Source organism: Niallia sp. FSL M8-0099 (genome assembly GCF_038006945.1).
GTDB classification, from domain to species: Bacteria; Bacillota; Bacilli; order Bacillales; family Cytobacillaceae; genus Niallia; species Niallia circulans.
Genome location: NZ_JBBOWF010000002.1, coordinates 327,797 through 340,079, shown reverse-complemented (window position 1 = coordinate 340,079; position 12,283 = coordinate 327,797). Strand labels below are relative to the sequence as shown.

The window sequence follows — 12,283 nt, the reverse complement described above, 5'->3', positions numbered from 1 at the left end:
AGGTGGGGGAAAGCGAATGATTAAATTAGTGCTGACAGACATGGATGGAACATTTTTAAATAATAATGGTGATTTTGACCGGGAATTGTTCAAAGAAGTAAAGAATTTAATGAAAGAAAAAGGCGTAGCTTTTGCTCCTGTTACTGGTAAACAATGTGAACGGGTTGAAGAATTATTTGGTGAAGATGCGAAAGATATGTGGATTCTAGGGGATAGCGCCACCCGCATTAAGCATAATGGCAAATTTGTTTATGAATCGCTGTTAAGTAATGAATTGGGCCTAGCGATTATTCGTTTGCTAGAGGAAATCAGTCTAAATCATACTATTATTGCTTGTACGAGAAGCGGTGCAGTTATAAAGGATAACGTTATCCCGGAAGAAACTGCTATTGTAAGAAAGTCTTATGCACAGGTGAGAAAGGTGTCAGACTTTAAAGAAATAACGGAAGATTTTGTGAAAATAACAATTCACGATTCAGAGCTTAAATGTTTTGAGACAAAAGAAAGATTATCATCCTTTTTCGAATCCGCTTATATTGTAGCATCTGAGGCAGCTTGGATTGATATAGCCAATGTAAATGTACATAAAGGGACAACAGTTGAGCATTTACAACAAGTACTAAATGTTACCCCTGAAGAAACAATGGCATTTGGTGATGGCTATAATGACATAGAACTTATGAGTCGCAGTACATATAGTTTTGCTGTTCGTAATGCCGTAAAGGAATTAAAAGAGACAGCAAATTTCATCACTCGTTCAAATGAAGAAGATGGTGTAATGAGAACAATCATTCAACTGTTATCTCTTTCATAGATGGAAGATAGAATCTATCTATTTGAAAATAATGTAAGAAGTGAATCCCAAATGTGATTTTAGGAAGAGAAAGCTTTTCATTTCTCCTCTTTTCGTATATAATTTCTTTATTGGAAAAGAGGGTGTATAATGGAGAAAACAAAACCTTATGGTACGGTTCTATTAAGAGCAGCAAAAATTATGGATTACCTTTCAGACAATCCTAATCAAGCATTGCAGAAAATTGCTCAAAACACAGAGATGACAACTTCAACTACTTTGAAAATATTGGACACTTTATTGTTAATTGGCTTTGTGAGCAGAGATAAAAATAAAAATTATCGATTAGGATCTAAACTTATTCGATATGCCAATCAAGGTGTGGATCAGCTGGACTTAGTAGAGCTGACATTGCCTTATTTAGAAAAACTGCAAAAGTTAATTGATGAAACCATTCATTTAGGCGTACTTGCAGATAATGAAATTTTATATGTAAACAAGCTAGAGGCTAAACATCAGACAATAAGAATGTCATCAAGGATTGGGATAACAAGGCCCTTGTACAGCTCAGCAATGGGAAAGGCAGTTCTTGCAGAATTGGAAGAAGAAGAGTATTTAAATTATCTAAAAACAACTCCTTTAGTTCCATATACAGAGCATACGATAACCAACTCTTTAAAGCTTGCATCAGAATTGCAGAAAGTGAGAGAGACTGGTATTGCTTTTGATGACGAAGAAATGGAGAAAGATATTTTCTGTATTGGAGCGTCTTTAAAAAAAGATGGAAAAATCATTGGAGCATTTAGTGTAAGTATGCCGAAATATAGGCTCACAGAAGAATTTAAAAAACAAATAATAAAGGCTGTCGTCGAAACGAAAAATGAGATAATGCAAGTTGTGGCTCGTTAAATCGTTTCGGCGATTTTTTTTATTTAATGATTAGCGTTTACATTTTTCAAAAAAGTATGTATAATCAAGGTGAGTTTCTTAATAGTAAAATTGTATTTCTAAATAGGAAAAGAGTGGTAGAGATGAAACGAGTTGAAACATTACGACGCTTAAAGAGTGCTGGAATAATCGCAGTAGTCCGAGGGAACAGCAAGGAAGAGGCTGTGAAGGCAAGTAATGCAGTAGTTCAAGGTGGCATGAAGGGAATTGAATTAACTTTTACTGTTCCTAATGCAGATAAAGCCATTAGTGAATTAGTAGAGTTGTATAAGAATGATTCTGACATTGTTATAGGTGCAGGTACTGTGTTAGATGTAGTAACTGCTCGTTTAGCTATCATGGCTGGAGCAGAATATATTGTCAGCCCAAATTTTGATAGAGAAACTGCAGAACTATGTAATCTTTATCAAACTCCCTATCTTCCGGGATGCTTAACGATTACAGAAATGAAAGATGCATTAAAGGCAGGAGTAGATATTATCAAATTATTCCCAGGCAGTGCCTATGGACCAAGTATTGTATCCGCTTTTAAAGCTCCAATGCCTCAAGTTAATATTATGCCGACAGGCGGAGTTAGCCTGGAAAATATGGAAGACTGGTTTAAAGCAGGAGTAGTAGCAGTTGGCGTAGGAGGAAACCTATTAGCACCTGTGGCAAAAGGGGATTTTGCTAAAGTTACAGAGATTGCTAGTCAATATATGGATAAATTTCATCAAATTAAAGGAGCATAAATATGGGGAAGGTAGTTACGTTAGGTGAAATCATGCTTCGTCTATCCACTGATTCTGGTGTACGAATTGCCCATGCTGATAATTTTCGTGCACATTATGGCGGGGGTGAAGCCAATGTCGCTATTTCACTAGCCAATTTTGGTCACGATGTTTACTTTGCTAGTAAAATTCCAGACAATGGCTTAGGAGAAGGTGTAGTAAAGCATTTAAGTTGTTATGGCGTTCATACTGACTTTCTTTTAAAAGGAGGATCCAGGTTAGGCACTTATTATGTAGAGGCTGGAATTGGTGAACGAGCAGCCAATGTCATTTATGACCGTGCTGGTTCGAGTTTCGCCGAAATGACAGAGAGTGAATGGAAAAAGGAAGAACTGTTTAATAACGTAGATATCTTTCATATTTCAGGAATTACACCAGCGTTATCTTCAAGTTGGAAAAAAACAACAATCTCATTAATAGAAGCAGCAAAAGAGTCTGGCTGTAAAATCAGTTTTGATATTAACTATCGAGGAAAATTATGGTCTCAAAAAGAAGCAGGTGAGACAATTTCTGAAATATTGCCTTTGGTAGATTACTGTTCAGCTGGCAAGCTTGATGCTCTCTATTTGTTAGGAATTCCTGAGGCGACTGAACAGGAGAATGAATTAGTTTACTACTATCAAGAAATACAGAAAAAATTTCCTGCTATCTCTGTTCTATATTCCACAAAAAGAACGGTGGTATCTGCTAGTAGCAATGAATTAATAGGAACATTATGGATGGATGATTACTACTATGAATCTCAAAAACATGTTATTAATCCAATCGTTGATCGAGTAGGAGCAGGTGATGCCTTTTCCGGTGGAGTTCTGCATGGAATACTAGCACAAAAAAGTCCACAGGAAATGATTGACTTTGCGACAGCTGCATCTGCTTTGAAACATACAGTTCAAGGTGATTGTAATCAATTTAACGAACCAGAAGTCAACAGCTTTTTACTAGCTGGCTCTGGAAAAATAAATCGATAGGAGTGTAGAAAAATGCAAAACATGGAAACGCGTTATACACATAGCCCCGAGGATATACGTCATTACTCTACAGAACAATTGAGAAAAGAATTTTTAGTAGAAAAAGTATTTGTGCCAGGGGAAATTAGCTTAACGTATACGCATAACGACCGCATGATTTTTGGTGGAATTACGCCAACCGATAAATCCTTAGAAATCATATTGGATAAGCAATTGGGTGTGGAATATTATTTGGAACGCCGTGAGCTGGGAGTTATTAATATCGGTGGACCTGGTTATATCGAAATCGACGGAGAAAAAGAAGAAATGAAAAAACAAGATGGATACTATATTGGCAAAGAGACACGACATGTTGTCTTTTCTTCCGAGAATCCAAACAATCCAGCTAAATTTTATATTAGCTCCGTACCGGCACATCACAAATATCCAAATGTAAAAATTAGTATTGATCATATCAAACCAATGGAAACAGGAGAAGCCCTAACATTAAATCAGCGTAAAATTTATCAATACATACATCCAAATGTATGTGAAAGCTGCCAATTGCAAATGGGCTATACTATCTTAGAGCCTGGAAGTGCATGGAATACAATGCCTTCTCATACACATGAAAGACGCATGGAAGCATATGTTTACTTTGATATGGAAGAAGATACCCGTATTTTTCACATGATGGGGAAACCGGATGAAACAAAGCATCTAGTTATGAGCAGTGAGCAAGCTGCTATTTCACCAAGCTGGTCTATTCATTCTGGAGTTGGCACAAGCAACTATTCCTTTATCTGGGCAATGTGTGGCGAAAATATCACGTATACCGATATGGACATGATTCCAATGAATAAATTGAAATAAAAGGAGAGAAAACAATGGCATTCACGATGGATAAATTCCGCATTGATGGAAAAGTAGCCTTAGTTACAGGTGCAATATATGGAATTGGTTTTGAAATTGCAAGCGCTTTATCGGAAGCGGGTGCAAAAATCGTTTTTAATTCCTTAAATCAAGAATCTGTCGATCAAGCACTTCAAAGTTATCAAGAAGCAGGAATTGAAGCAAAAGGCTATGTATTTGATGTTACAGATGAACAAGCCGTACAAGCTGCGGTTGCGCAGATTAAAGAAGAGGTTGGTCCGATTGATATTTTAGTTAACAATGCTGGGATTATCAAGCGTGTGCCAATGGTAGAAATGTCTGCAGAAGATTTCCGCCAAGTAGTAGATGTAGATTTGAATGGACCATTTATCGTTTCTAAAGCAGTTATACCTGATATGATTCAAAATGGCGGCGGTAAAATCATCAATATCTGTTCCATGATGAGTGAACTTGGCAGGGAAACAGTCAGTGCCTATGCTGCTGCTAAAGGCGGGTTAAAGATGCTGACAAAAAATATTGCTTCTGAATATGGAGAATACAATATTCAATGTAATGGAATCGGACCAGGTTATATCGCTACACCACAAACTGCCCCATTACGCGAAAAGCAGGCAGACGGATCCCGTCATCCATTTGATCAGTTTATTATTGGAAAAACGCCTGCAGCACGTTGGGGAAATCCTGAAGACCTAGCTGGTTCAGCCGTATTTTTAGCATCTGAAGCATCGAACTTCGTGAATGGTCATATTCTCTATGTAGATGGCGGAATACTGGCTTATATTGGTAAACAGCCTTAAGAGAAGCATAGATATTTTTACTAGTTCAATATCTGAAAGTATCTGTACTTATTTTTAAATTTATCTTGGAGGTACCAATAAATCGGGTGACTGATTTATTGGTACCTCTTTTTCTTTTAACTTAGTTATTTATGATGATTATGATATGATATTTAATATAAAGAAATAAAAAAACAGATATATTTTTGGAAATGAAGTTAGTGTTTTTCTCTATGTGAGTATCGCTTTGAGAAAAACAATGTTATCGAGGTGATTTTATTGATTCATATCGGATTAACAGGCTGGGGAGATCATCCGAGTCTATATGGAAAAAATACTTCATCGCAAAATAAGTTAATGGAATATGCCGGGTATTTTCCTACTGTGGAAGTGGATGCTTCTTTTTATGCGGTGCAGCCAGTCCGGAATGCGGAGTCTTGGGTAAAGAAAACACCTGACTCTTTTCAATTTATCGTAAAGGCATTCCAAGGGATGACAGGCCATAATCGTGGAGACATTCCTTTTGCCTCGAATGATGAAATGTTTGCTGCATTTATCGATTCCTTAGTTCCATATAGAAAAAGTGGCAAATTGGCGATGGTGTTATTCCAATTTCCTCCTTGGTTTGATTGCACAAAGGAAAATGTCCAATTCTTAAGAGCGTGTAGAAAAAGGATGGGAGATATACCTTGTGCACTTGAATTTAGACATCAATCATGGTTTAATCCCAAATATCGAGCAAATACCCTTCAGTTTATGAAGGAAGAGAATTGGATACATAGTATTTGTGATGAGCCTCAAGTAATGCCTGTTTCTGTTCCTACTGTTCTAGAAGCGGTTGGCGAAGATAAGGTGCTCATTCGGCTTCACGGAAGAAATTATTATGGTTGGCAGCAAAATAATAATCCAAATTGGCGAGAAGTTCGCTATTTATATCGGTATAACACAGCAGAATTAAGTGAATGGGCTGAAAATATTCGCCAGCTTGAAAAGCAATGTAAAAATATTTATGTGCTCTTTAATAATAATTCTGGTGGAGATGCGGCTGACAACGCACGAGAACTGATTGATTTATTAAATATAGAATATACGGATTTAGCTCCAAGACAATTGGATTTATTCTAACTATCAGAAGAGTGGAGAAGAGCATTCTCTGCTATAGAATAGATAATTGCCTAAAAAAGTGAAAATACAAATAAGGAAGGCGAGAAGATGGAAGTCATCCACATATATCATACTAATGATTTACATAGCCATTTTGAAAATTGGCCAAGAATTTATGAATTGCTGCGTGAAAGAAAAAAATGGCATAAAGAGGCTGGCGAAGCTGTTTATTTATTTGATATAGGTGACCATTTAGATTTGTCTCATCCTTATACGGAAGCAACTAAAGGTAGAATTAACACACAGCTGTTAAATGAGGAACACTATGATGCAGTGACAATTGGGAACAATGAAGGAATTACTTTGTCATATGAAGGATTAGATCATTTATATGATGAAGCCAAATTTGATGTAATTGTTGCAAATCTATACAAACGTAATGGGGAACGTCCTGATTGGGCTATTCCTCATCAAATATTTAAGACAGCTAAAGGAACAAAAATTGGGGTAATCGGTATTACAGCCTATTTCGAAAAGTTATATGAGCTCTTAGGATGGAAATTGACAGAACCAATAGAAGAACTATCAAAGCAATTAGAAAAAATTAGAGGAAATGTTGATATTATTGTATTGCTTTCCCATTTAGGGATAAATGACGATGAGATGATTGCAGCTAATTATCCAGAAATAGATGTGATTCTTGGTGCACATACCCATCATATTTTCCATCAAGGAAAAATAATTAATAATAATCTTCAAGGTGCTGCCGGTAAATATGGCTATTATCTTGGTCATATTGAATTAAAGGTTGATGCTTCCAAAAGGGTAATCGATAAAAAAGCCATATTATATGAAACAAGTAAGTTGCCGATTGCAAATAAAGAAGAAGCCATTGTGGAAAATTATTACCAGCAAGGGAAATTGGTTTTATCAGAAAAGGCAGCAACGATTGATGAGTATTTATCTAGAGAAGCGCTAGCAGAAATGCTTTGCAAAAAATTAATTTCGTGGTGTCAATCGGATTGTGCAATTATAAATGAGGGCTTAATTTTAGAAGGATTGCAAGCCGGGGAGATCACTTTCTTTGATTTATTATCGATTTGTCCACATCCAATTAATCCATGTAATGTGACATTAACCGGAGCGGAACTGAAAGAAATTCTGCTTGATATGAAATCCGATAAGTGGGAGATAATGCCTGTCAAGGGTCTTGGATTCCGGGGAACATTAATGGGGAAAATGATTGCAGCAGGCATTACGCAAGAGACAATCGGAGAAAAAGAACAGTACTATATCCATGCACAGGAAATACAGGCAGATCAGAATTATGTTGTAACAGTACCTGATATGTTTACATTCGGTAATTTTTTTCCAGCCATTTATCGGGCAACGAAGAAAGACTATTTTCTTCCTGAATTTATGCGTAATATTCTTGCTGACACTTTACAAAATAGGATAAAAGCGTAAAGGGTCATTTTATCATTCTTAAATAAAGAAGAAAACACCGATTTCTCCTCTCTTGAATATACTTATTAGGAAGGGAAAGAGAGGAGTGAGCACAGAGTATTATGATTGATGTGTATCCTGTTGATATCAATGGACATATTTTTATTGCGGTCTCGGTATTATTGCCTAAAACTACTTTGCTTGCTGTAAAAAATGATAAAGGCTACATTATGTGCGGTGCTTTAGATGTGGCATTGTTAAATGATAAGCTGAAAGACCGGAAAATTATTGCTGGTAGAGCTGTTGGTGTGAAAACGATTGAACAATTACTAAATGCACCCTTAGAGTCAGTGACAATAGAAGCAGAAGCATATGGAATTCATAAAGGGATGATTGGAAGAGAAGCATTATTGAAAATGGTATAAAGGATAAAGAGGTTAAGAAGGTTTAACGAATCAGAGGGGAGCCCCTTTTCGTTAAACCTTCTTTTTTGGAAGAGAAGGAAATGAATATCCCTGCATTTAGACAATTTCTTATAAATTTTACTTTTCTTTTATAGGTATAAAGAAACAGAAGCAAAAGTACGATATAATAGTTACTATATAAATTATTAGGAGCTATTAAAGCATGAGATTAGTTGGGACAAAAAATATAAAAGAAGGTGCAATCTTAGCTAAGCCTATATTAAATGATCGCGGAAGAGTGTTAATAAATAGCGGGATAAGATTAGAGCAAAAGATGATTAAAAGGCTGCTTGACTTTGGTATTAGCTATGTTTATTTAGAAGATAAAAATACAAAGGATATTAAAGTGAATGATGCTATCTCAGAGCAAGTTAAGATGGAAGCGATGCAAACTATTGAGAAAAGTTTTGATATGATAAAAAGTGCGGATGCTGATAATATTTCGATGGTGATGGAGAAGAATACACCGGTTTTTAAAAATTTGGTTGAAAAAGTACTATTGGAATTAAAAAATCATGAACATCTTTCTTCTGTTATGTCTGATGTTTATCTATATGATAATTATATTTTTTCGCATAGCTTAAATGTAACTATTTACTCGTTGGCATTAGGTTTAGAGTTAAAACTTCCGCCGAAGCAGATGGAAATCTTAGGGCTTGGGGCTATTTTACATGATATTGGTAAAATGACAGTTCCATTAGAAATTCTCCTGAAACCAGGAAAGTTGACGGCAGAAGAATTTGATATTATAAAAAGTCATGCTGAAGCAGGCTTTGAGATGCTAAGAAAAGTGGAGACACTGCCTTTACTCGTTAGTCATTGTGCCTACCAGCACCATGAACGATTAAATGGTTCTGGCTATCCGAGAGGCATAAAAGCAGAAGATATTCATTTGTTTGGAAAAATTATTGCTGTAGCAGATGTTTTTGATGCCATTACATCTAATCGCGTCTATCATGATGCTTTATTACCACATGAAGCACTAGAGATTTTGTATACAGGATCAGGTTATCTATATGATGCAAAAATTGTTGAAGCATTTAGAAGAGCGATAGTCCTTTATCCTAATGGGTTAAGTGTTATGCTAAGCAATGGAGAAAAAGGGATTGTATGTAAACAAAATAAGGGGATGAATGAAAGACCAATTATACGAATTGTGGAAAGAGAGGGAAAAGAAATTCCTCCATATGACTTGAATTTAAAGGAAAATCTTTCAATTGTCATAACGCAATGTGATTCTCTCCAAAATCCCTTGTGAACATAAAGGCGATAAGAATGAAGCACTAGATCCTTATCGCCAAGTAAGTAATTTATTTTTTCTTTCTTGTTTTTATCTTTTCTTGTCTTTCCCATAATCGTAAATGTGCGTATGGATCATAGGACCATTCTGTATAGCCATTATCTTTATAGATACCATAATGTAGATGAGGAGGGAATTTTCCTGAGGTTCCTGGCGGTCCGTATCCTGAACTTCCAACTCCACCAATAATCATCCCTGGCTCTACGACCATTCCAGCCTGAATCTCTTTCGAGAATCCATTTAAATGGGCAAAATAATGATAATTATTATTAATATCTCTTATTCCGATGCGCCATCCGCCATAATTATTCCAGCCTTTCATTTCTACAATACCATAGGAAGTCGCTTTTACAGGGACTCCATAGTCTGCAAAAATATCTGTACCTTCATGAATTCTTTTTCCTCCCCAGCCGCGGGCGTCCCCCCAAGTACTGCGATAGCTATGATCACTTCTTAATGGCAGAGGGAAGGCATGATCATCTAAATTTAATCTGCCAAAGTGGTTGTATATGGCTGCTTTTCCCATTATGATGCTAACAGTTTTATCCCTTTTATAGTAGTTCCATAATCCGATTTTAAAGTTATCCTCATCAATGCCATATTGACTTATATAATTGGAGAATGCGGAAAGGATATCTTCATCATTAAATCTATCTGCTTTTCCATCTCCATCACCGTCAGCACCAAGTCCTCCAAATAAAGGAATGGTTAAAGGGTTATCATCCTCTGGATTGGGATTAATAATACCAGCCCATTCTTCCTTCGTAAAATAAATCCCAGTGTATCCCTTTGCCTTAGGGATATCTTTTCTTGAAGAGCGAATGTTACGCTCATATTGATCGACAGCCGCTATATAATACCAAGGAATATGATATAATGCTTCTATTTTTTTATAAAGTTCCATCCTTTTTGTGTAAGGGTCATTCATTTTTTCATTAGCATATGTGACGGTGTTAGGTAGTAAAAACATAAGAATAATGATTATAAATATTAACCTGTGCAAAGATTAGTCCCTCCCTTCTTATTCTGTCGTTATATTTTGTGACTTATATCAAAAAAAATAATTATCAATTAATGGTAATCATTTTAAATGAATAACTTGTAGACGCATTTCCATTATGTTAAAGTGACAAATGAAGAAGAGACAATCCTTTTACTGTGTATAACATACAAAAAATCTGAGGGATAGCTGTTATACAATACTGTTTTTTAAGTAAAAATGATGAAAATTATTTTACTAGGAGATGAATGTGGTGTCAGAAAAAAAACAAGAATATTTGCGCAAACCTGAATGGTTAAAAATTAAATTGAATACGAATGAAAATTATACAGGTTTGAAAAAAATGATGAAGGAAAAGCAGCTACATACAGTCTGTGAGGAAGCAAAATGTCCAAATATTCATGAGTGCTGGGCAGTTAGAAGAACGGCAACATTTATGATTTTAGGAGCTATTTGTACAAGAGCCTGTCGTTTTTGTGCAGTCAAAACAGGATTACCGACTGAATTAGATTGGCAAGAGCCAGAAAGAGTTGCTGATTCTGTGTTTGCAATGAACTTAAAGCATGTGGTTATTACTGCTGTTGCAAGAGATGACTTAAAAGACGGCGGAGCAGCTGTATTTGCAGAAACTGTTCGTGCCATTCGCAGAAAAAATCCATTCACCAGCATTGAGGTATTACCATCTGATATGGGAGGGGTAGAAGAAAACCTTCGATTATTAATGGATGCTAAGCCAGATATCTTGAACCATAATATTGAAACAGTAGAAAGATTGACCCCTAGAGTACGTGCCAGAGCAAAATATCATCGTTCTCTTGAGTTTTTACGAAGAGCAAAAGAGATGCAGCCTAATATTCCTACTAAGTCTAGTATTATGGTTGGGTTAGGGGAAACGAAAGAAGAAATTATCGCCACAATGGATGATCTTAGAGCAAATAATGTGGATATTATGACCATTGGCCAATATTTACAACCAACTGTCAAACATTTAAAAGTACAAAAATATTATCATCCAGATGAATTTAAAGAGTTAAAAGAGATTGCTTTAAGTAAAGGATTTAGCCATTGTGAAGCAGGTCCATTAGTTCGTTCATCTTATCACGCAGATGAGCAAGTAAACGAAGCGAAAAAAAATCAGCAAATGGCTGAACATGCAAAAGAAGCATAAATAAAGAATAAGACTAAAGGGATAAATTTTCCGCTGAATATTAGCTCAGACCATTATACGGAGATACTAAAAATATTTCGTATAATGGTTTGGGTTTTTTTTATTCAACCAGAATTAATTAAGAATATCAGCCCATAATCAAAAGGTATTTAACAGTATAGAATAAAAATTCTGTATTTTTATAGGAAGATTTTATTGTTAGTGCTATGTAAATATCTATCCTAAGGTTATAATGATAGTGAGCAATGTTATAATTGGACTATTTATACCAAGATACGAATAGTTCAACTAATTATCAGTGAAGTTAAAAAGCAAAGCTGCATGGCTGGAAGTTTTATATTTTGGAAATATATACAGGTTTTGAGGTGATACGATTGGTTTGTATTAATAATCATTGTTATGAACTGATTGAAGAAAGAAAATCAGGTTTTAATGAAGAAGCATTTAAAAATAGATATAGTGACATATTAACGAAATACGATTATATTGTCGGAGATTGGGGTTATGGACAATTAAGATTACGTGGCTTTTTTGATGATCATAATCAAAAATCAAGTTTTGACACGAAAATAAGCACGTTAACGGAATATTTATATGAATATTGTAATTTTGGCTGTGCCTATTTTGTAGTGAAAAAAACAAAATAAAAAGGTTATCCTTTATTTTGATCTTG

The 12,283-nt window shown here is 35.5% G+C and carries 13 protein-coding genes; 12 read left to right on the top strand and 1 reads right to left on the bottom strand.

What is annotated here, in order from left to right:
* Window positions 1-16: 16 nt before the first annotated feature.
* From NSQ92_RS16610 to NSQ92_RS16565, 10 genes are all read left to right on the top strand, one after another.
* Window positions 17-814, top strand: coding sequence for an HAD family hydrolase (locus NSQ92_RS16610; RefSeq protein ID WP_341152966.1), 798 nt, complete (start codon window positions 17-19; stop codon window positions 812-814).
* 129 nt (window positions 815-943) lie between these two features.
* The gene (locus tag NSQ92_RS16605; protein ID WP_047942260.1) at window positions 944-1,702 is read left to right on the top strand and encodes an IclR family transcriptional regulator; all 759 of its coding nucleotides are present in this window, start codon (window positions 944-946) and stop codon (window positions 1,700-1,702) included.
* A gap of 122 nt (window positions 1,703-1,824) precedes the next feature.
* Window positions 1,825-2,472 (top strand): bifunctional 4-hydroxy-2-oxoglutarate aldolase/2-dehydro-3-deoxy-phosphogluconate aldolase, encoded by a 648-nt coding sequence (locus NSQ92_RS16600; protein ID WP_047942259.1) that lies wholly within the window; start codon window positions 1,825-1,827, stop codon window positions 2,470-2,472.
* A gap of 2 nt (window positions 2,473-2,474) precedes the next feature.
* Window positions 2,475-3,479, top strand: a complete 1,005-nt coding sequence (locus NSQ92_RS16595; RefSeq protein WP_047942257.1) for a sugar kinase — start codon at window positions 2,475-2,477, stop codon at window positions 3,477-3,479.
* A 21-nt stretch (window positions 3,480-3,500) separates the two neighbouring features.
* Window positions 3,501-4,331, top strand: coding sequence for a 5-dehydro-4-deoxy-D-glucuronate isomerase (gene kduI, locus NSQ92_RS16590; RefSeq protein WP_341153291.1), 831 nt, complete (start codon window positions 3,501-3,503; stop codon window positions 4,329-4,331).
* 14 nt (window positions 4,332-4,345) lie between these two features.
* The gene (locus NSQ92_RS16585; protein ID WP_047942255.1) at window positions 4,346-5,149 is read left to right on the top strand and encodes a gluconate 5-dehydrogenase; all 804 of its coding nucleotides are present in this window, start codon (window positions 4,346-4,348) and stop codon (window positions 5,147-5,149) included.
* Window positions 5,150-5,407: 258 nt separating this feature from the next.
* A complete protein-coding gene (locus NSQ92_RS16580) occupies window positions 5,408-6,253 on the top strand; it encodes a DUF72 domain-containing protein (RefSeq protein ID WP_144581275.1) in 846 nt (281 codons plus the stop codon).
* An 87-nt stretch (window positions 6,254-6,340) separates the two neighbouring features.
* Complete coding sequence (locus tag NSQ92_RS16575; RefSeq protein WP_047942253.1) at window positions 6,341-7,699, top strand: bifunctional metallophosphatase/5'-nucleotidase; 1,359 nt, start codon at window positions 6,341-6,343, stop codon at window positions 7,697-7,699.
* 101 nt (window positions 7,700-7,800) lie between these two features.
* Complete coding sequence (locus tag NSQ92_RS16570; protein WP_047942252.1) at window positions 7,801-8,103, top strand: YunC family protein; 303 nt, start codon at window positions 7,801-7,803, stop codon at window positions 8,101-8,103.
* A gap of 202 nt (window positions 8,104-8,305) precedes the next feature.
* A complete protein-coding gene (locus NSQ92_RS16565) occupies window positions 8,306-9,400 on the top strand; it encodes an HD-GYP domain-containing protein (RefSeq protein WP_061799077.1) in 1,095 nt (364 codons plus the stop codon).
* Between the two features lie 52 nt (window positions 9,401-9,452).
* Here the strand turns inward: NSQ92_RS16565 and NSQ92_RS16560 are convergent, their stop codons facing one another.
* Window positions 9,453-10,412: a M23 family metallopeptidase gene (locus NSQ92_RS16560; protein ID WP_047942353.1), complete on the bottom strand. Its 960-nt coding sequence runs from the start codon at window positions 10,410-10,412 to the stop codon at window positions 9,453-9,455.
* Between the two features lie 283 nt (window positions 10,413-10,695).
* Between NSQ92_RS16560 and lipA the strand changes: the two genes are divergently transcribed.
* Entirely contained in the window at window positions 10,696-11,610 is a 915-nt protein-coding gene (gene lipA / locus NSQ92_RS16555; RefSeq protein ID WP_235844501.1) for a lipoyl synthase, read from the top strand.
* 374 nt (window positions 11,611-11,984) lie between these two features.
* Window positions 11,985-12,257 (top strand): YutD family protein, encoded by a 273-nt coding sequence (locus NSQ92_RS16550; RefSeq protein ID WP_047942248.1) that lies wholly within the window; start codon window positions 11,985-11,987, stop codon window positions 12,255-12,257.
* The last annotated feature ends 26 nt before the right edge of the window (window positions 12,258-12,283 follow it).

Coding starts and splice junctions, on each gene's coding strand:
- NSQ92_RS16585 (WP_047942255.1), top strand. CDS start 4,346: ATGGCATTCACGATGGATAAATTCCGCATTGATGGAAAAGTAGCCTTA.
- NSQ92_RS16595 (WP_047942257.1), top strand. CDS start 2,475: ATGGGGAAGGTAGTTACGTTAGGTGAAATCATGCTTCGTCTATCCACT.
- NSQ92_RS16605 (WP_047942260.1), top strand. CDS start 944: ATGGAGAAAACAAAACCTTATGGTACGGTTCTATTAAGAGCAGCAAAA.
- NSQ92_RS16570 (WP_047942252.1), top strand. CDS start 7,801: ATGATTGATGTGTATCCTGTTGATATCAATGGACATATTTTTATTGCG.
- kduI (WP_341153291.1), top strand. CDS start 3,501: ATGGAAACGCGTTATACACATAGCCCCGAGGATATACGTCATTACTCT.
- NSQ92_RS16575 (WP_047942253.1), top strand. CDS start 6,341: ATGGAAGTCATCCACATATATCATACTAATGATTTACATAGCCATTTT.
- NSQ92_RS16600 (WP_047942259.1), top strand. CDS start 1,825: ATGAAACGAGTTGAAACATTACGACGCTTAAAGAGTGCTGGAATAATC.
- NSQ92_RS16560 (WP_047942353.1), bottom strand. CDS start 10,412: ATGTTTTTACTACCTAACACCGTCACATATGCTAATGAAAAAATGAAT.
- NSQ92_RS16610 (WP_341152966.1), top strand. CDS start 17: ATGATTAAATTAGTGCTGACAGACATGGATGGAACATTTTTAAATAAT.
- NSQ92_RS16565 (WP_061799077.1), top strand. CDS start 8,306: ATGAGATTAGTTGGGACAAAAAATATAAAAGAAGGTGCAATCTTAGCT.